This window comes from Neobacillus vireti, from assembly GCF_001026695.1.
Classification (GTDB): domain Bacteria; phylum Bacillota; class Bacilli; order Bacillales; family Cytobacillaceae; genus Neobacillus; species Neobacillus vireti.
Genome location: NZ_LDNB01000002.1, coordinates 840004 through 858843, shown reverse-complemented (window position 1 = coordinate 858843; position 18840 = coordinate 840004). Strand labels below are relative to the sequence as shown.

Here is an 18840-nt window from a genome sequence, read left to right as displayed (position 1 = left end):
CCTTTCTTCCCTCGTATATTTTTATAAAGATTAAATGGTTCTTTCTAACATCCCGCTAATATCCCCTAAAACGTCTTCTGAAATCTTAGAAATATGTGTTAGCTTTCCATCTTTTATTTTCGCTTCTACCAAAATAATCGTCTTTGAATCCTTTTTTTGCTTCATTGCAAGAATCTGCTTCCCATTGTATACTACATTTTTCACCAGATAATACGTTTCATTTATTGGGTATCCCATCGTTATTTTAATAGGTTTTACGAAGAATGGTCTCATCTTTTTAAATTCCATAAAATTATAAAGCTGACCATACGTTCGTTTGTCCATTACTTTTTGCTGGTGCATGGATATCTTCCTCTCAGGTAACGGGTTGTTAAAAAGGACATAAGTGCTCCGACAATGTGGCAAAAAAATAACCTCGCCTTTACCAAAAAGGGAGGTAATAGACAAAAAATATCTTTTTAGACATAAAAAATCCATCCCTAAATAGACATTTAGTACCTATGAATAATACCTTAATCTTTTGGTAACTGGCTGACATAGTACAATAGCACCTTAGTCCCTATAGCTTTGCGACACTGATTTTCATCAGGTGTGCCTTTATCATGATTCGATTTTTTTATATTCCTCTTAAATAATAGAATGTTTTACCATTAGCGAATATACTACTATTTTATCATTTTATGTCGAAAATACTAGGTCAAAAGATATATTTTTATTTTTACCCCCCAAAAAAGATGCTTTTTACAGTAAATAAGCAATGTGCTACCATAAATTCATGAATTTTTCTCTCTCATTTTTAGTCTTTATTACCCAAAAAAAAATGCGTGATCACTCAATAGGAAATGAGCGATCACGCATAAAATTATTTTTTTGAGTCTAAAAATACTCCATTTGTTTGTTTTATAAATGGGCGGTACTTCTTTGTAACTTGTTTCTGTTGTTTCATTTGATTTAAAGAGTGTTGGGTTTCACTTATGTTTTCTTTTAGAAGTGATGTCAAACGCTGATCAAAACAACGAATATCCTCCAACAATTGTCTTTCTTTAGCTGTATATTGATATCCTGGGTGTTCAGCTCTCAACGTATCAACCTTGATCATCATGCTGTTTCGAGTATTTAATAGTTGATCAAATTTCTCATAATCATCATCTTCTAGCGCCCGATTCATCTCTAATGTGATGTCATAAATGCGTGTAATCAATTCGTCCATTGTTTTACCAAACCTTAGTTCTTAGTATTATTTAGCTTCATGGCCGAAGACCATGTTTCCGTTAATTCCATAGCATGCCCTTCCACTTCTTCTAAAATCTCAATTTTTTTACTAATATTTGCTTCAATTAAACGAGATTTCATGTAATCATATAACGAGAGTAATGGATCTGAGATGGTGTACCCTGGTTTTAACGTTACCATTAACTCGCTTAAGATATCCTGAGCTCTAAGATTGTAACCGTTACTTTCCTCTAGATTATTATTTTGAAGAGCCACTTTGGCAAGCCGGATAAATTTGACCATTCCTTGATATAACATATATGTTAAGTCCTCAGGCTTTGAAGTAGTGACTGCTTGTTTTTGATAGGTTTGATATGGATTTCTAAAAGCCATGAATAATTACCCCTCTCTATCTCCGTTTCGTTCTAGTTAATGATTATCGGATAAAAGGTAAAATAGTTAAGGATAAAAGGTAACAAGCTTTTGATATTTTTTCGCTAATCCTATTTAGAATTAAACTTAACTGCTAACTTGAAGAACTACTCCAAAACTGTCAATAATGTAGTTTAGTCTTTGATTATATGATTTCAGCTGTTGGATTTTGGCTGCGTCTCCCAGCTTGTTAAATGCTGTTATTTCCTTTGCCAATTTAGCAACCTCTAATTGTAATTCATCATTGCGCTTTTTCTCTTGTATAAACTGCTGTTCCTTTTTCATTAACTGTTCTCGAATTGCTTCTTTTTCAAGGTTGATTTCTGTTTTCATACTTGCTACCTGTTGAACTGCGTCCTGATTCTGAAGCGCCATGTTTGTTAGTTGGTATAAACTTCTTAGAAGTTCGTTTAAATTAATTCCAGGCAGCTGTTGTACGTTGGTGATTAATCCAGATAAAATGTCCAACAAATCATTGTCTTCAGAGGGTTTCGCCTGAATAACTTGTTGTTCTGAAGCGGAATCACGGATGACTTCAGTGGATACCACCGGAACCTCATTGTCTGAAATGGTAATGAATTGATAAGCATTTTGGTTGGATACTTCTTTTTTATTCTTCGCCTTCATAAGTGAGTAATATTTATAATTAACAGACTGGTAGCCACGAGTTAATAGTTGAGCTACTTCCTCCAATATCTCTGTTATATTTAAAGCACCTTCCTCTTGACGTTCGTTAATATATTGAAACATGAACTCAACTTCAGTTTTAGTCCATTTGCGATTGACTTTTTTTGAATCATCAAGGGACTGGTTTGCAAGTTCTGAACTATTCATACTCAACATCATCAGATTATTAAAATAAAAAATTAAGGTTCCAGCGTTCAATTGGTTTTTATCTTCCAATTCACGGATGAAATCTTGTTCCGAACGGCCTACTTTTTGATTCAATAAAGCTTCTTTCATCTCAAATAGTGCAGATTTTAAACCCATTAGATTACCTCCTAAATGCATACGAGAATTGAACAGATTTGGTTTTACAAACCTTTTTGCCTTTTAACAAAAAAGGTAAAACTAATTTTGACTTTTTCAAACTCTCTCCATAAATGATGCTGTAATATATGATTCGATCTTATGAATTTTTTTTGGGTGTACATCAAAAAGATTAAAAAATTTTATTATTCGAAAAAATTGGACTATTTTTGATAGCGATTCCACTAGTGAATAGGAATAATATTATTATACTGAATTTGTAAGGATTTGTAAACGTTTTGTTTGAATTTTGTAAAAAATGGATACTAACATGATGGATTTAGCTTTATCAGTTTATAATTATAGCCCTCAATATTAAAGAGGGCCAAGTATATGTATTCTATCTTTCTTTGAAACCTTTTGATTATCGTGTTTTCAAACGGATTTGTCTTTGTTTTTCAAAACAATGTTGAACGATTTTCATTTGATCCTTCTTATCCATCTTGGTAAATTTCATCCCTACATTTTTTCTTTCTTGTTCTAGTAAGTGTATTCGTATGATTTGGCCTTGGAATGGAATTAGAGCGGCCTCCTTATTCTGGACATTAGGAACAAATAATGTCCCCGACACCTCTTCTCCCTCCTGTAGTTTGACATCCGCCCCACAGCTAAATAACATTCCACCTGAGCTAATATTGATGGTGTTAAATTTGATTTCATTTATCATGAGACGCAAATGAGAATTCACTCGAAAATTCTCACGGCGTTGAATTCTGATAATCTCGTTTTCTTGTGGTTTGGTTATCCGGCATAAAGGTATTCTGTCTTTTTTCTTGCCGATAATTTCTGTTTGGAACTTATATTGATGATCATCCGCCATAAAGATGATATCTAATTGTGTTCCTTCCGTAAACAGTCCAATTATATTTCTATCCATCGGAAAACTAATTAGAATCTCATGCTCCTCAACTTCCGCAATAATTGAACGACACGATTGTTCATGGTTTTTAATATCAATTATAATATTCTGATTGACCTTGGGATACATCGACTACACCTACTATCATTTTTCTGATAAATTTCTCCAATTAATTTTATCAGAATAATTGAAAATGGGAAACTACTTTTGGGTAAAACTACCCAAATTGGTATCATTTGTTTTTTGCGGGCAAAAATTCGTTTTTTCGATAAAAAAAGAGCAATCACAATTGATGCTTGTGCTGCCCTAAATAAAATTAACGTAAAAAATCCACTAAAGAAGTTTGAATGATTCGCGCTCCTATCGATAAAGCAGCCCGCTGCACGTTCTCCTGAGACTTCAAATCGATTATCGCTCGAGAAATATCCACATCCTCTTCTTTTGATACTAAACTAGTTGTAGATACCTCTAGCCCATCTAGGCGTGAGATGCTTAGCTCCATACGATTCATGCGGGCACCCAATTCCGACCGTTCCTTTAAGAGGTTATTCATCTGACTATCTAATTGGTCTAAATAATCATTCGCACCTGCATCCGGGGAATTAAACCCAGAGACAATATTTGACAGCACTTGGAAGATGCCATCACCATGAGTAAACACATTGGTTCCATTAACATTTATTTGTACTATGTTTGTCTGGCCCACCTGTAAATCGATTGATTCTTGATTTGTATTTTCAAACTCTTTTGATGCAACCGAATATGGTGGTGTTGTTGCATTCGTTCCGGCAAAGATATATTTTCCAGCTATCTGAGAATTTGCAATTTCGCCTAAATGTTCTTTTAACTGATCGATTTCTTGCGCAACAGCATACCGTGCATCTGGGTCATTCGTTCCGTTCAGACCTTGTACCGTAAGCTCCCGCACCCGCTGCATTACAGCGGTTACCTCATTAAGTGCGTCATCCGTGGTGGTCATCCATGAAAGTCCATCATCGGCATTCCTTTTGTATTGCTCAATATCATTTAGCGAAGAACGATAGGCCATGCCGCGCACCGCCGTAACAGGATCGTCCGATGGTTTGTTTACCTTTTTACCCGTGGTAATTTGATTCTGATATTTTTCCATCGCCTTGTTGTTTTGCTGTAAACTAAACAGCATATTTTGATTCAATATTCCTTGCGTCACACGCATACCCATACGAACCCTCCTACAATCCTACCCGGCCCATGCCGTTAATCACTTTATCCAAACATTGATCCATTGCAGTCACCATCCGTGCGGCAGCATTATATGCCTGTTGGAATTTAATCATATTGGCCATTTCTTCATCCAACGAAACACCAGAGACAGATTGACGACGGTTTTCTACTTGATTAACAATCACTTCGGAGTTGTCAAGCATACGCCCAGCTTCCTGCGAATCAATACCTAGTTGACCGATTATGCTGCGATACATATCACCCACAATGGATTTGATATTGGTCATCTCCTGAGCGTTTTTACCATTTCCCGGTGATGACTTCCCTGACCCGGGAATTTCTTCTTTTGCAGCAGCAATCAAGTTTAAATTGTTCATAATGTCCGGATTTACCATCAAGTCTTTAGCTGTAGTCCCCGTAAAGAAGTCAATATCCTTGGCAGAAGCCGTGTCTAATTGGCCATTGTTATTAATTAAATACAGACCATTATGGTGAACATCATTTACAGCTTGTACGAATGTTTCAGCTAATTTGTTGATTTGATCCTTCATGCTAGGAATGGTTGATTTCGAACCGCCGCCCAGAATTCCAAACGATTCAATCCGTCCCAACAACTCGCCAGATTCTACTGTTACTTTGCTTCCATTAATCTTAATTTCATCTGGATTCACTAATCCCGTAGTTTGATCAAAATCAATCGAAAGTGTATTTGCTGTTTTACCAGTGACTAAAACTCCACTCCCTGCGGAGATATCGACCATCCCATTACCATTGGCATTAGGCGTTACCTTGACATTGACAAGTTTTGATAGTTGATCGATTAGCACATCTCGTTGGTCGTATAAATCATTTGGTTGATAGTTGTTCGCAACCAGACGAGAAATTTGATCATTGAGATTACCGATTTGTGCTGCCAAAGAATTGATCTCGGTCGTTTTAGCGTTAATAACATTTTTAAGATCGTCTTGCATTTGATCTAAGGAGTCTGAGATATGTTTAAAGGTTTCCGTCACCGCTACCGCTTTTTGTCTGACCACACCACGTGCGGCTTCGCTATCCGGATTTTTCGCTAACTCCTGCCAACTTTTCCAGAATTCATCCATGGTAAAGGCTAATCCATCGTCAGACGGTTCGTTCATTAATTCTTCAATCCTGCCTAAGGTGTCACTTTTGGCTTCCCAGTAGCCCAAATTTTTATTTTCGCCCCGAAATTGGACATCCAAATATTCTTCTCTTAGCCGGACAAGGCTATTAACATCTACCCCTGTTCCTAATTGCAATCCGTTACTGGAAATGGAAGGGGTAGCTTGCATTTCAGCCCGTTGGCGTGTATACCCGATTGTATTCGCATTGGAAATATTTTGTCCTGTCGTGGAGAGTGCTGTTTGTTGAGCAGCAAGTCCTCTTTTCCCAATCTCGATTCCATGAAAGGTTGAAGTCATTTAATCTCCTACTCTCTATCTAAATATAAAAACCGCTATATTTTTGCATCTAACATGTTTGAATAGCGGTTCTTGGCATATGGTCCATATCCGATTGCCGGTTCTTTGCGAACGAGCATCCCCATCGAGTATTGAACATATGAAAGGGATGCATGAATTAATTGTTGATTGCTTTCATTTAATTGGGTGATTTTTTGAACCAATCCACGAAGTTGTTTGGTAATGTAATCCAATGTAGTCTTAGTAGTGGCATCGTTCTGACTATTGATTAATTCCTCAAGCGTGAAGGATTGCCCCGTAAGACCCTTTTGGGCTATATATACTTGAACTAATTCCGTTCTTTTCTGTTCAAGTCTTTCAATTTCTTCGACACAAGAACTTTCACGATTAATCAAACTCTGAAGTTCCTTGATATTTCCCTCAACAAGGATTGTTCTTTTCTCCTCAGCAAGAACAAGTAATCGTGAATGTGCGTCCGTCATTTCTTCCAATGTTTGAATGAGTTTATTCAGGGATTCCATTTTCATGTCTCCTATTAGGAATTACTTTTCCAAAAATCAATCATCTTGTCAGCAACTTTGCTGCTGTCAACCTTGTAAGTCCCATCGGTTATTTGCTGTTTCAATTCTTGCAGACGATTTTGCCGCTGTGCTTGTTCTGACATCATCGCTTGAGAAATTTCTCGGCCGCGTGATGAGATTTTCACTTCCGTAGAAGCGGAGGTCTTTTTTTGGGTATCTTGTATATTTGAACGATTCAGTTGATTTTGGTAGGTATAAAAACCGGATTTCATATCATTGATTCTCATTACTAGTCCTCCCCACTTATCCTATATTATCTATAATCGGTCATTCCCGAAAAAAGTTTAGTTTAAAAAAATGTATTTACAGCATCTTTCACCTGTTTGCATTTATCATATGTCTAATTGTATCAAAGCAAAGCGGGTTTTACATTAAGTATTTTGTATGGTTTTGATAGTGTTTGATTCGTTAAACCTTTTTTATAAGTGAACGTAAAAAAAGCGACGGAAAGGGTTGCACCCTGTTGCTCTCCGTCACTGTTTACAATAAATGGAATTTCAACACTATTTACGTTTTGCTATTCACATTAATTCCAACAAAATCAATTTGCAGCTGCTGCATTTGGCGGAGATATACTTCCGTCTTCCCAGGGGTATAATTGTGAATCGGCTTGTGAGGAGTGACTTCAATTTCGGCTCCCCCTTGTTTCCAATCGATGTGCAGTTCTGCGGGAGTATAATGCAGTTTGACTGAACCGTAACTCGGGATAAATGCTATATTGAAATCTGCCGGTCCTGGGCTTGCTTTTGCCAAGGCGATGGATGCGAATGGATCTGACTTGTTCCCTATCGCGGCCATTTGATCACCCTCTTGTGCAATTCGCGCAATTGCCTCTAACCCTTCCTGCTTAGAAAATTCCGCCATTTCAGCAGTTAACACACTTATCTTCTTCAACCCTAGTTCATTCCATGCCTGCTCTTGATCAATCTCAAGCTCTGATGGCTGGCGTTCAATCTTCATCATGGCCGGTATTTGTTTAATCGATTGCTCAGCTGTAGGTTGCTCTATTTCTTGGACTGGCTGGGTTATACGCAAGCCAATCTGGGCGTAGGTTTGCTGCAAACGAATTTGCGGGATTTGCATGAATGTGTCACCACCTGCGATCATTCTTTTTTTAGTAGTGTTAAACTTTACGATCTACTAATAAACCAAGATAATCCGTCATCTCGGCATACATATCTAGTAATTTCTTCGAGGGAATTTCCTTAATGACTTCATCGGTTGTATCATCGACAATCGATACATAGTATTCTTTTAAACCCTCATGGAACTGGAATTTCAAGTGGGAATTGGATGCCTTTAAAAAGTCATTCATACTATTGATGACTTTTTCGGTCTTTTCCTTTGTCAGTACTTGTTGTTGAGGCTTCTCCTGCTTTTCCGCTGGTGTCTCTTTAATTTTCGGAATGCTTTCTATTTGTTTTACCTGATAATCCGTTGATTGACTACCAGAATTGGACAACTTCTCTAACATGTCAAGACCCCCGATAACAAAAATTATATTTATCTGTGTTATCGGAAGAGTGAAATAAAAGTTTAGAGGGAGTAAGACTTATAGAAAACGGGACACCACCCCTACGTTCCTTGAAAGTATTGATCCTTGTCTTCCACTACCGTCCCATACGAAGGCAAACTTACATTATTTTTCAATAACAGATTTAATCTATTTAGCAATTTACCCAAATCAGATTGGTCTTTATCTTTGATAATAAACTCAATACCATATTCAGTTAGTTCATCATTATCTTCTTTCCAAACAATATGACCCTTTACTTTAATGACTTCACTCAATAATTCAAATTCAAACTGAAGAATAACATCATCCCTTACAGGCAACTTAAGGGTTGAAAGATAGCGCAAACCTCCTATACTGATATCCTCAATTAAAACACTTGATTTCCCCAAACGCATCGGTTTACCGGCAATCGACAAAAGCGTCATTTTAGCCGCAAGCGGATAAGGGAAATTGACACGATAATATTTCCGTTTGCTTTGTTTCTCTTTCAACTTTGGATCGATTGGCTGCAATATTTTCTTCTGCAAAAGCGGTTCAATTTCTTTCACTGGGACTGGGCGACTAAATAAATAACCTTGAATTTGTTGACATTTTTCTTTCTTAAGTAGTTTTAATTGTTCAATCGTTTCGACACCTTCTGCGACCACGTCTATATCCAATCCCTTCGCCAAATAAATAATCGATTTTACGATGAATAGGTCATGATGGCTTTCAATCATATTTTGGATGAATAATTTATCAATTTTAATAAAGTCAAAAGGAAATTGCGCTAAGTAAGATAAGGATGAATATCCTTTACCAAAATCATCTAATGAAATTTTAATTCCCATTTCCTTCAATGAAATTATCGTCCTATTTACAATTTCTTCATTGTTTAAAAAAGAATTTTCAGTAATCTCAAACTCTAAATCAGTGGGACGAATACCTGCATTTCGAATCGTTTCTTCAACTGTTTCAAGCCAATTTTGTTTCATAAAATGGGTGGCGGAAATATTGATGGAAATAGGTACTGTCGATAGCATTGCTTCCTTCCATGTCTTCAATTGTTGACATACTTCATTTAAAACCCAATCTTCAATTTGGATAATTAATCCGTTTTCTTCGGCAAGCATAAGAAATTCAGCTGGTGAAACAAGTCCCCACTCTGGATGTTCCCAACGTATAAGTGCTTCAGCACTGATAATTTTACCAGAGCTCGCGTCCACCCGAGGTTGAAAATACAAGACCATCTCATTATTTTCCAATGCTTTTAGTAAATCTCGCCCTAAGCTGAATAACTTGTATGACTCGATACTGCTTGAAGGAGAAATAATCTTATAATTATTTCTCCCTAGTTCTTCTGCTTTGAATAAGGCAATATCTGCATTTCGCAATAGTTCGTGGCTAGTCACGCCGTCATCAGGATATATGCTAATTCCAATACTTGCGGTGAGGAACAACTCATACCCTTTTATATAAAAGGGCTCTTTTAAACAATTAATAATTCTATCAGCCAATTCTTTCAAAGAATCAATCGAAGCCATGTTAGCGATTAACAGACCGAATTCATCTCCACCAATTCGGGCTAGCAGATCGTCAGGTGATAAAAGAGCTAAGAGACGAGCAGAAAGACCATTTAACACGTCATCACCAATGGGATGTCCTAGCGTATCATTAATATACTTAAAATGATCAATATCGAAGATCATCACAGCAAATTTCTTGTTATTGCCACGATAGCCATCTGTAAGCTGCTGAAGTTTTCCATCGAACATCCTTCGATTTGGCAAATTCGTTAAATAGTCATGAAAAGAAAGGTGCTGAACTTGTTCAATTAACATCTTTTGCTCGGTAATATCTTGAATAAATCCCATCACACGAACAGGTTGTCTATTTTCCCCTAGAAAAGCTTCTAATTGCACAAATACATGCCGGATGGATTGATCCTGCATTACAATTCTGCATTCCACGGTTTTATTCGAATTATCCTTTAAGGTTTTCTTGAAGGCAGCTGAGAGGATAGGGTAATCGTTAGGATGAATAAGCTCTAAAAGTTGTGTATATGTAGGGGAAAAATCTTCATCAACGCTTTTCCCAAAAATGACTTGCGCCTGTTTAGAACAATGGGTACAATCGTTCAATATATCGTAATGAAAACTTCCTATTTCCCCTATTCCCTCAATTGATTTTAATCTATTTTCGAACAAAAGAATCTCTCTTTCTTTCTCCTTTAATTCCGTAATATTACTTATTATTACATAAATAATCGTGCCATTTTCTGATTCGGTCGGTATATATGTAACACGGATATCGAAGGTTTTTCCATTCTTGCCAATTCCAATTGTATTGAACGTTTGTACATGGCCGGATTGAGCAATTTTGAAATATTGTTTTAACTCATTTCTATACTCTTTTACATAGATTTTTAAAAATGGCTTTTTGAGATCTTGTTCCGTATAACCAAATTGTTTCGTAAAAGAACGATTGCAAGAAATGACGTTCCCAGACACATCCAATTGAATCACAGGCAAAAGATAGTCATTTATTATAGAAGGAAATTCCTCTTCACTATCGATTAATTGAATAGAGTTAGTTTCCTTTGCTAGTCTATTGAAAAGTCTTTTCAATACTGTATCCTCCCTATAGTCAAAATGACATACTCAAAATAAATCAAAAAAGAGAAAATTCAACTCTTATAAAATCATTAATTCAAAAACAATAAAAAACTATTAATAATTGTATAGGAAAACAAAATGATTGCGTGGTATCCAATTCTGTTGTTTATTAATACCCACTACCACATCTTACAAAAAATGAGGAATTTTGTCTATTTAACAAGAATTATTTGCGAATTTTATGTGAAAGTTAACCTAAACAGTCCTTTATTATCACTTAATTTTAGTAACGGATGGATCTTGGGAATCGAAAGAAAAAAACTCAGATTAAGTTTTGATAAAGGGATTTGAATTTTTCCATAATGAATACATATCATGTTAAAATGCTCTGCATATAAAAGGGCCTTAGAAATCCTAGAATCATTTTTATGAAAAAAAAGTATAAAGAGTTGTAATACCCTTATGAGTGTGGATAAGTTGCCTTAAATAATGACATTTGACTGACCTTCTGTTAAAATAGAACAAATGTTTCAATTCTTTTTAGGGGGGTGTCCTTTTTGGCCTGCTCATTAACAGCCTCAACTAAAATATTTCAAATGATGACAGGAAAATTGTTAGGAGATGGGTGTATTACAATGCAGAAAGGGAGAAAACCACGATTTCAATTTGCTCATACAACTAGCGATAAAGAGTGGTGTTTTTATTGTTATGAAGAATTACTGAATGGCTTACCTTTAGCGCCACCTTATTATAAGAAAGTTCAGGATAACAGAATTCAAAAGGGTTTTACTAAATGTTTCCAGGTACAATCTCGGACCGATCCGTTGATAACATGGCTGGAGACTATTTGGTATTGTAACCGCATCAAAAGGATTCCGTTTGACTTTTTGGACCAGAACTTAACTGAACTTGCTTTAGCTTGGTGGTACCAAGATGACGGACATTTATCCAAAAAGGAAAACATTCCAAAAAAAGTCATCCTTTCAACAGACAACTTCACCTCAATTGAAAACCGACAGTTAACAGATTTCTTAGCAAAAAAGTTTCGCCTTTATTTTATGCTAGATTCTCAAAATCGCATTATACTATATGATCAGCTACAAATCTTTTACTTTCTCCGCTTAGTCGAGCCCTACATGCATACTTCTATGGTGAGGAAATTAATTTCACCAAATCAGACTCATAAAGCTAGAAAAAGAACAACCATATACTTACCTGACAATATTCAAGTGATGAAACCCACAGCTGAAATCAATAAGAAACTCCAAAACTTGCACACTTTACATGAAATTATTATGGATAGAACAAGTTATATTGACTTTTATAAAAAAAGAATTGCACATAGATGTATAATGAAAGAGACTAGAGGCTATCAAATTATTATAGATGAAAAATATAATACCCTTTTACATTCGATTAGGAATCGAACAGGGCTAACAGTTAGTCAAATTGTTGCTATTTGTTTTTTATTAAATGATTGAATAAATTAAATAAATATGAAGTAGGCCATTCGCACAATAAATTCAACCACATGTCACGCGGACCAAGCTATTCAAAACTTGGGAAAAATCATTATTTTTTCATATTATAGGATTTCAATTGATAATTAAGAAAAGAGACCCTGGCAATACCAGAGTCTCTAATAAATTTTTTAAATTAACGAAGAAGTTGTAGAACTCCCTGAGGCTGCTGGTTTGCTTGAGCTAGCATAGCTTGAGCAGCTTGAGAAAGGATTGAGTTCTTAGTTTGGTTCATCATTTCTTTCGCCATCGTGCGAACATTTACTTTCATAAATGACTAGACTATATCTTCACCCTCTAGCATTCTAGTAGGGGCCGGGCACTTCGGATTCACAATGCTGATGACCATTGTTTCACCTATGGATTTCATCATCATAGCCGAAGCCTTAGATGGTTTATCCTAGTCGTTGAACCTTCTCCACTCTTTCGAGACAGGAGCTTGGCTGCTGATTGCCCAATCTTTTCTTTTTTCACACCATCACGCTTGTCGTTTCCAACTACATTGTGGTAAGAAAAGCTCTTAGGGTTTTCCAGCAATTCACCCGATAATACTCACTAGCCGTTACCAGCTAGGACGACTGTGCTTGTTACTGCTCTTAGGCAGCTAAAGCATAATCTACGTCACGGATACGAGATTCCGCAGCAGTTAGGTTTTCAGAAGATGTTCCTAGGTTATTAATTGTGTGTTCTAAGCGATTTTGGAATGCACCTAGTTTAGAACGTTCTGCTGAAGTATGTTTAATAGCCTCATCTAAAACTTTTATTGCATCGTTTGCTCCTGATTGTGTAGTTACATTAATATCCTTCACATAATCACCATTGGCTTTATCACCAAGAGTATTAGTACTGATTTCATTAATGTCTACAATCATATTTTGGTCTTTATTAGCACCAATTTGTAATGACGCACCACCACCAGTAACAGTAATAGTTGCTGTATCAGCTGCTGCACCTTTTGCAACAAATTCTGCACCATGATATCCTACTTCTTGTCCTAATCCTTTTACTTGCTCAGTTGAACCATTTGGATTCTTAACTGTAATGACTGCATCTACGCCTGCTGTTACAGCACCACCAAATTCTAAAGCATCTGCTCCACCTAATGTGATTGTTGCGTTAGAGCCGTATGATGTTTGGTCTAATTGAGTAAGTTTACCAGTACCATCTATTGTTGCTTGTACACCAGTAACATCTTTGTATTCATTGATTTTATTTACTACATCTTGTACCTTTGCAGCTTTCATTCCTGAAAAATCAATTTTGGTACCATTAATCACTAATTCTTTTCCAGAAACATCTACAGCACCACTAAGATCAGTAGTACCAGCTACCGCAGTTGCTTTTTTTGCAGCAGTATCAATCGTGATATCATAATTACCTTTTGTTAATCCTGTAGCAGATGTAACATCGACTTTAGCTTTAGCTGAGGAAGTTCCTGTAACACCAAGGCTTCCATTTAATAATTTTTGAGTATTAAACTCAGTTGTTCCTGAAATCCTGTCAACTTCAGATTTTAGCTGTTCCATTTCTTTTTGAATTTCTTTTCTATCATCTAATGTGTTTGTATCATTTGACGATAGAAAAGAAATTCACGCATACGTTGAAGAATGCTATGAGTTTCATTTAATGCACCTTCAGCTGTTTGAATCAATGAGATACCATCTTGAGCATTTGCAGAAGCTTGGTCTAAACCACGAATTTGTCCACGCATTTTTTCGGAGATTGCAAGACCTGCTGCGTCATCTCCCGCACGGTTGATACGAAGACCTGAAGATAATTTCTCCATTGATTTTGTTTGTGCAGTTGATGCAGTATTCAACTGACGAAAAGCAACCTCAAAATCAAAATTCTTCCCAATCCAGAAACCCATGTGACCCAAGGAATTTGCAAAATGTGAAGTTGCATCATTAGGAAAACCAAACATAATGGAAAGAACCTGTTCCAAAACATTAGGAAATCATGAAAAAATGGAAGAATGAAAAACAGTTGTCCAAAAGGAAACCATTATAAACTGTTCATCATTTCTTCCATTTGAAAGCCATTTGCTAGGCATTTTGTTGCAGTAATATCCCAACTTCTCGCTCATAACCGTACTTCTGAAAGAATTCAATCAATGCAACCTCGAAAATTTCCCGCTGATTGATGTTCTTTTCCTTACTAAAGTCTCGAACCATTTGGTCAAGTGTGTTCGTCATATGAACTGATTTTGTGATAAATTGACCTGGAAGAGTAAAGCGGGGAATTTGTCCTGACGCTACTGACGCTCCTAAAAGACTTTGCAAGCCCTCCTTGTTGGAAACTAACCATTCGAGTAAAGGTAGGAATTGCTCCATACCGCCGTTCCCAACACAGAGCGAGCCCTCTAATGAAGCGTCAATACTGGAAGTAGCAACTCCTCCCTCATCATTAGGTACGGTCGGAGAAGTAGAGAGATAATTCCCCGCTTCCTGTGACCATTCAAAGCCTTTTGACTTCATATAAGAAGCCATTTCCAAATGATTTTCGAATCCTACCTTCGATGCAACCTCCTTCAAATCCGCCCCTTCCTTGTTCAATTCCATTTCGATTCTTCGGACTCGGTCTGATGGGAAATTCACCATTGTTTCAAGTGAAGCTTTTATAGAATCCGCTGGTACATAAGTATTTTTTCGCTTGTCCCAAACAAAGTTCTTACGACCCATATAGCCATCCATCGAACGATAAGTTGAATACTGAAACTGGGCAGCGACTTCTTCCCTTGAAAAACCATCACCCAATAATTTCAATATCTTTTTGACCTTGTCATCATAAATCGGTTGCAATACTTCCGCTTTAGCCATTTGCTCTCTCTCCTTTACAACGTATTAACAGCATCTTTCAAATCATCCATATTGCTGTGGACATAAATGCTCGTTGTTTTTAGGCTGCTATGCCCCAGCAATTTTGAAATCTTGACCAAGTGAACATCGTTTTGGACAAGTTTTGAAGCAAAGGAATGACGCAAAATGTGTGCGGTCACGTTCTTTTTCCATCCCAATGCTAGATTTGTATCCCTAAATATCTTGGATACTCTAGTTTTTGAAAACATACCCGTGTTCCTTGTGGCAAAGAAGTAGTCAGAATTCACCCTCCAGTTTTCCGTGTAATCCACAAGTAACCCCTTCAATTTTGAATTGATTGGAACAAAACGGTCTTTGTTCCCCTTCCCATGTCTAATGTGAATGAGATTTTCTTCTAAATCGACATCATCCACTTGTAGGTTTAGGCATTCGGAAATACGCATTCCAGTGAAATAAAGGGTTTGTGCCACTAATCGAGCCAATTTGTGTTGAATCGCATCCACAAACTGATTAACTTCTTTTTCTGATAGATATTGCCGCTCCTTTTGCTGACATTTGATTGGCTCTAGTCTTGCAGTTACGTTTTTGTCGCACCATTCGCTTTTGTAGGCATAGCCGAAGAATGACCGCATGCTCCCTAACACACGTTTTCTGCTAATTGGCTGCTGCCCTTTAACCTCCTTCAGATAATAAAGATACTCCTGCACATCCTCTTGTGTAATGTCCTCTAGGTAAACTGGACTGTTGTATTTTTCTTCAAGATAACGGCTCAAAAGTGACAAATCCTCATTATAGGCTTTTATGGTTACTGGACTTCGTTCAATGTTTGCTTGGTACCTTCCAAAGAGTTCAACTGATTCCATGAATAACATGTCAATATCCCCTTTCCAATAAATACAAGGTAATAATATAATTTTTGATTCTCGTTTTGATTCGGGTGGGAACTGCCTCCAATAGCGTCAGTAGCAACGCTTCTTTCGCTACTGACACTACTGTTGGTGTAAAAAAAGGATGATTACCATCCCGCAAATTCATCGTAACCTTCTGACAGCTCAATATCTGTGACTTCATTTGAATCGGTTCCTGTCCGTTTCAATGTTCCTTTTTGTGGACGAATGGGAACAACCTTGTTACCAGACTTTTGAATGGATACCTTTTTGGAATCTCCTGCATGTCTAATGTCAAATGTAATCCCAACATCCTCCAAATTAGACTTCACTTCCTTTAGCCTTCTACTCAAAATGTGAGCCGCTTTCGGGAATGTTTTGACTTTGGTATTAATCTTTTCTTGTTCCGCTACACGTTCTAGTTCACCTAGCAAACTAGCAACGGAGCCTGACCATTTTTGTTTGTCTTTCATTAGAGCTACAACGGTAGCGGCTACTGGATGTGAAGAAATGGCTTCTTCGTTGGATTGATTAAGATTCTTACGATAAGCCTGTAAAAAGCGCTCACCATCATACCCTAAAACTTCTGCAATCGCATAGCCCCATCGGGTAAAATCAGCCATCCTTGGGAGTTTGTCTAATTTCACGTTTGGATAGATAGCCATTGCGTTTGCCAAAGCTTGCAAGGCTCCTCCCACAATGGATGCTCTATCCTTTTCAAATGACTCCCATACATCTCGTTCTTCTTTTCGTTCATCCTCTGGAATACGGTCTAATTCAATGATGATTGAACGGTCAATCAAATCCGCTCTTGTGACAACTACATTGATACCTGTCAATCCAACACATCGTCGGAGTTCAAGTAATGTTTCATCATCATCTGTAAACAATGTGCGCTTGCTAAACCCACCACCTGTAGAAGCAATACATAATAGGTCGCTTTTTTCGGCTGACAAACCATCTAAATTATCAAAAGATGGCATGTAGTTGTTTGCCAATGATAGTGCCAAGTCTTGCAAACTATTAGGCATTGTAAGCAAATCTTGTACGGCGGGGTCAACGATTTGTCTAGTTAATCGCATGGAAGTGGATTTAGATGCTCCTTTTTCTCCGCTGAATACCAGTACAGCATGCGGAATAGTCGAAATAAGGCAAGTAACAACATAAGTGAGATAAAGAATTTGGTCATCTTCATTTTTAATTCGCACATGATTTAGTAATCGTTTTAAATCACCTGTAAAATCAGGCAATACTTGTGCTTTCGTATTCTTATTGCGAGTAAATAGGATTGGCGGTTCATTCAATATATGGCAAGCATTCGGCTCAACCTTTACAACACTCCAATCCTCATTGGCTAAGTCATAGTAAAATGCGCCATCCTTTTCCGCCACTCGCAACTGCAAGCTATGTTCATCCCCGTCAAAGGCTGCTTTCATTTCCATGACCCCTAGTGCTTGATTCATTGCATCACTAGTTGGTGCTTTTTTTGTAGCGTCATAGAATTGCTTTGTTAGCCACATTTTAAATTTCTTACTTTTCACTTTTAATACTTCTTTATGACCATTAATGGTTACCGCAGCAAAGGCATCTCCCAAATCATTTTGGAAGAACTCAGCCTCTTCGCCTACCCCAATCAAAATGTCCGCTTGTGATTCCTTTTTGGATTCCTCATTTTGGGAAGTTGGATTCCAATTCGGCTCAAACTTCTTCCGTAATGTTTGCCAGTTTTCTTCTGAACAGCTATTATGATGGCAACCTGCAGCAATTCCACCATTAGTAAAGTGGATAATAAAGGCACTTCCATTCGTATGACTTTCATTCCATGGACAAGTTGATAATACATACTTGGTTGCCCCTTTTTGCCATGGAGCGATAAAGGAAACATCCAGTTGATGTTGTTCAATGAATGAATCCAAATCAAACCCTTCTTCCATATTGCCCTTTTTGGAAGTTGGCTTCGAAACTTTTGGACATAAAGAGGCTAATGCCTGTAGTTGTTCCTTCGATACCTCTTTCAGTTCTTCTGGATAGGTCAAAATTTGTGATAACCGATGTGGGCGTTCATCTGTATGGTCGCCTTTGCAAGCCATTGTGCCATAAAGCTTCCAAATTCGAGCGGCATTATATACGCTTCTATCAACATTGACTGATTCACTACTGAATTGGAAGTCCAATGCTTCCAACGCTTGTTTGATAAGATGCACACCATTGCCGCTATCAGCTACAATCGGTTCACTCCAACCCCTGCCCGTCAAAAATTGTTTCACTTCTTTTGCCATTGTGTGAGCGGCTTTGTGTTCTTCATCTGTTGATGAAATACCAGATGGACGAACAGGGTCAAAATCAATCGGAAGCCAACGTCTGCATTCAATGTCAGCATCTGCAGTCGTATTCTTTGCTCGTTGTATAACACGGTTTGCTGCCCTTGAAAGCAAATCAGGTTTTGCGGGATTAAGAGTAAAATAGATTGCTGGAACTTTTCCGTCATATTCCGCTACGACATCCGCTAACTTTTGGTAATCGTCGAAGTATCCACTAACTGTGCCTTTAGTTGTTTTCAAGATGCGTAATTCTGTTACATCCTCGTTTCGTTTCAACATGGAAAGGGATTCCATTATCATTTCCTCAGTTGTACTTGCTTCTATATGTGTCATTCTTGTTCGTCTCCTTTTTGTTTTGTCTCATGTAGCGTCAGTACCGACTATACCAACCATTGCCGCTATAGCCTGTACTGTTGCTTTATTAG

General features: G+C 37.3%; 16 protein-coding genes, 2 pseudogenes and 1 riboswitch. Of the genes and pseudogenes, 1 reads left to right on the top strand and 17 read right to left on the bottom strand.

Translation table 11 applies throughout. The features are described from left to right. Nucleotides 1-30: 30 nt before the first annotated feature. From AA980_RS04485 to AA980_RS04430, 12 genes are all read right to left on the bottom strand, one after another. Entirely contained in the window at nucleotides 31-342 is a 312-nt protein-coding gene (locus AA980_RS04485; protein ID WP_024027821.1) for a hypothetical protein, read from the bottom strand. A 177-nt stretch (nucleotides 343-519) separates the two neighbouring features. Next, nucleotides 520-606, bottom strand: a riboswitch (cyclic di-GMP riboswitch). A 256-nt stretch (nucleotides 607-862) separates the two neighbouring features. Next, nucleotides 863-1210, bottom strand: coding sequence for a flagellar protein FliT (locus AA980_RS04480; RefSeq protein ID WP_024027822.1), 348 nt, complete (start codon nucleotides 1208-1210; stop codon nucleotides 863-865). 14 nt (nucleotides 1211-1224) lie between these two features. After that, nucleotides 1225-1605 carry a flagellar export chaperone FliS gene (gene fliS, locus AA980_RS04475; protein WP_024027823.1) on the bottom strand — a complete coding sequence of 127 codons (381 nt, stop codon included), beginning with the start codon at nucleotides 1603-1605 and terminating at the stop codon, nucleotides 1225-1227. Between the two features lie 126 nt (nucleotides 1606-1731). Beyond that, nucleotides 1732-2634, bottom strand: a complete 903-nt coding sequence (locus AA980_RS04470; RefSeq protein WP_024027824.1) for a hypothetical protein — start codon at nucleotides 2632-2634, stop codon at nucleotides 1732-1734. Nucleotides 2635-3037: 403 nt separating this feature from the next. Beyond that, nucleotides 3038-3661: a flagellar brake protein gene (locus AA980_RS04465; RefSeq protein WP_024027825.1), complete on the bottom strand. Its 624-nt coding sequence runs from the start codon at nucleotides 3659-3661 to the stop codon at nucleotides 3038-3040. A gap of 187 nt (nucleotides 3662-3848) precedes the next feature. After that, nucleotides 3849-4733 carry a flagellar hook-associated protein FlgL gene (flgL, locus tag AA980_RS04460; RefSeq protein WP_024027826.1) on the bottom strand — a complete coding sequence of 295 codons (885 nt, stop codon included), beginning with the start codon at nucleotides 4731-4733 and terminating at the stop codon, nucleotides 3849-3851. Between the two features lie 10 nt (nucleotides 4734-4743). Next, the gene (gene flgK / locus AA980_RS04455; RefSeq protein WP_024027827.1) at nucleotides 4744-6177 is read right to left on the bottom strand and encodes a flagellar hook-associated protein FlgK; all 1434 of its coding nucleotides are present in this window, start codon (nucleotides 6175-6177) and stop codon (nucleotides 4744-4746) included. A gap of 35 nt (nucleotides 6178-6212) precedes the next feature. Next, the gene (locus AA980_RS04450; protein WP_024027828.1) at nucleotides 6213-6698 is read right to left on the bottom strand and encodes a flagellar protein FlgN; all 486 of its coding nucleotides are present in this window, start codon (nucleotides 6696-6698) and stop codon (nucleotides 6213-6215) included. Between the two features lie 14 nt (nucleotides 6699-6712). Further along, nucleotides 6713-6985: a flagellar biosynthesis anti-sigma factor FlgM gene (gene flgM, locus AA980_RS04445; RefSeq protein WP_024027829.1), complete on the bottom strand. Its 273-nt coding sequence runs from the start codon at nucleotides 6983-6985 to the stop codon at nucleotides 6713-6715. 280 nt (nucleotides 6986-7265) lie between these two features. Further along, nucleotides 7266-7841, bottom strand: coding sequence for a DUF6470 family protein (locus AA980_RS04440; protein WP_024027830.1), 576 nt, complete (start codon nucleotides 7839-7841; stop codon nucleotides 7266-7268). A 40-nt stretch (nucleotides 7842-7881) separates the two neighbouring features. Beyond that, on the bottom strand, nucleotides 7882-8232 hold the full coding sequence (flaG, locus tag AA980_RS04435; protein WP_024027831.1) for a flagellar protein FlaG: 351 nt from the start codon (nucleotides 8230-8232) through the stop codon (nucleotides 7882-7884). Nucleotides 8233-8333: 101 nt separating this feature from the next. Further along, the gene (locus AA980_RS04430; protein ID WP_024027832.1) at nucleotides 8334-10880 is read right to left on the bottom strand and encodes an EAL domain-containing protein; all 2547 of its coding nucleotides are present in this window, start codon (nucleotides 10878-10880) and stop codon (nucleotides 8334-8336) included. A 545-nt stretch (nucleotides 10881-11425) separates the two neighbouring features. Between AA980_RS04430 and AA980_RS04420 the strand changes: the two genes are divergently transcribed. After that, nucleotides 11426-12349, top strand: a complete 924-nt coding sequence (locus AA980_RS04420) for an LAGLIDADG family DNA endonuclease (protein WP_024027834.1) — start codon at nucleotides 11426-11428, stop codon at nucleotides 12347-12349. A gap of 175 nt (nucleotides 12350-12524) precedes the next feature. Here AA980_RS04420 and AA980_RS04415 read toward each other — a convergent pair. From AA980_RS04415 to AA980_RS04390, 5 genes and pseudogenes are all read right to left on the bottom strand, one after another. Further along, a pseudogene (locus AA980_RS04415) lies at nucleotides 12525-12638 on the bottom strand (flagellin); the annotation flags it as partial. A 346-nt stretch (nucleotides 12639-12984) separates the two neighbouring features. Beyond that, nucleotides 12985-14258, bottom strand: a pseudogene (locus AA980_RS27705) (flagellin N-terminal helical domain-containing protein). Between the two features lie 175 nt (nucleotides 14259-14433). After that, nucleotides 14434-15207, bottom strand: coding sequence for a hypothetical protein (locus tag AA980_RS04400; protein WP_024027838.1), 774 nt, complete (start codon nucleotides 15205-15207; stop codon nucleotides 14434-14436). 14 nt (nucleotides 15208-15221) lie between these two features. Further along, nucleotides 15222-16079 carry a tyrosine-type recombinase/integrase gene (locus AA980_RS04395; protein ID WP_024027839.1) on the bottom strand — a complete coding sequence of 286 codons (858 nt, stop codon included), beginning with the start codon at nucleotides 16077-16079 and terminating at the stop codon, nucleotides 15222-15224. A gap of 143 nt (nucleotides 16080-16222) precedes the next feature. Then, nucleotides 16223-18748: a hypothetical protein gene (locus AA980_RS04390; RefSeq protein ID WP_024027840.1), complete on the bottom strand. Its 2526-nt coding sequence runs from the start codon at nucleotides 18746-18748 to the stop codon at nucleotides 16223-16225. Nucleotides 18749-18840: the final 92 nt, after the last annotated feature.

Bases quoted from the DNA above. Each gene is read 5' to 3' on its own strand.
- AA980_RS04400 (WP_024027838.1), bottom strand. From the start codon at position 15,207: ATGGCTAAAGCGGAAGTATTGCAACCGATTTATGATGACAAGGTCAAA.
- AA980_RS04450 (WP_024027828.1), bottom strand. From the start codon at position 6,698: ATGGAATCCCTGAATAAACTCATTCAAACATTGGAAGAAATGACGGAC.
- AA980_RS04465 (WP_024027825.1), bottom strand. From the start codon at position 3,661: ATGTATCCCAAGGTCAATCAGAATATTATAATTGATATTAAAAACCAT.
- AA980_RS04480 (WP_024027822.1), bottom strand. From the start codon at position 1,210: ATGGACGAATTGATTACACGCATTTATGACATCACATTAGAGATGAAT.
- AA980_RS04395 (WP_024027839.1), bottom strand. From the start codon at position 16,079: ATGTTATTCATGGAATCAGTTGAACTCTTTGGAAGGTACCAAGCAAAC.
- flgM (WP_024027829.1), bottom strand. From the start codon at position 6,985: ATGAGAATCAATGATATGAAATCCGGTTTTTATACCTACCAAAATCAA.
- flgL (WP_024027826.1), bottom strand. From the start codon at position 4,733: ATGGGTATGCGTGTGACGCAAGGAATATTGAATCAAAATATGCTGTTT.
- flaG (WP_024027831.1), bottom strand. From the start codon at position 8,232: ATGTTAGAGAAGTTGTCCAATTCTGGTAGTCAATCAACGGATTATCAG.
- AA980_RS04390 (WP_024027840.1), bottom strand. From the start codon at position 18,748: ATGACACATATAGAAGCAAGTACAACTGAGGAAATGATAATGGAATCC.
- fliS (WP_024027823.1), bottom strand. From the start codon at position 1,605: ATGGCTTTTAGAAATCCATATCAAACCTATCAAAAACAAGCAGTCACT.
- AA980_RS04470 (WP_024027824.1), bottom strand. From the start codon at position 2,634: ATGGGTTTAAAATCTGCACTATTTGAGATGAAAGAAGCTTTATTGAAT.
- flgK (WP_024027827.1), bottom strand. From the start codon at position 6,177: ATGACTTCAACCTTTCATGGAATCGAGATTGGGAAAAGAGGACTTGCT.
- AA980_RS04485 (WP_024027821.1), bottom strand. From the start codon at position 342: ATGCACCAGCAAAAAGTAATGGACAAACGAACGTATGGTCAGCTTTAT.
- AA980_RS04440 (WP_024027830.1), bottom strand. From the start codon at position 7,841: ATGCAAATCCCGCAAATTCGTTTGCAGCAAACCTACGCCCAGATTGGC.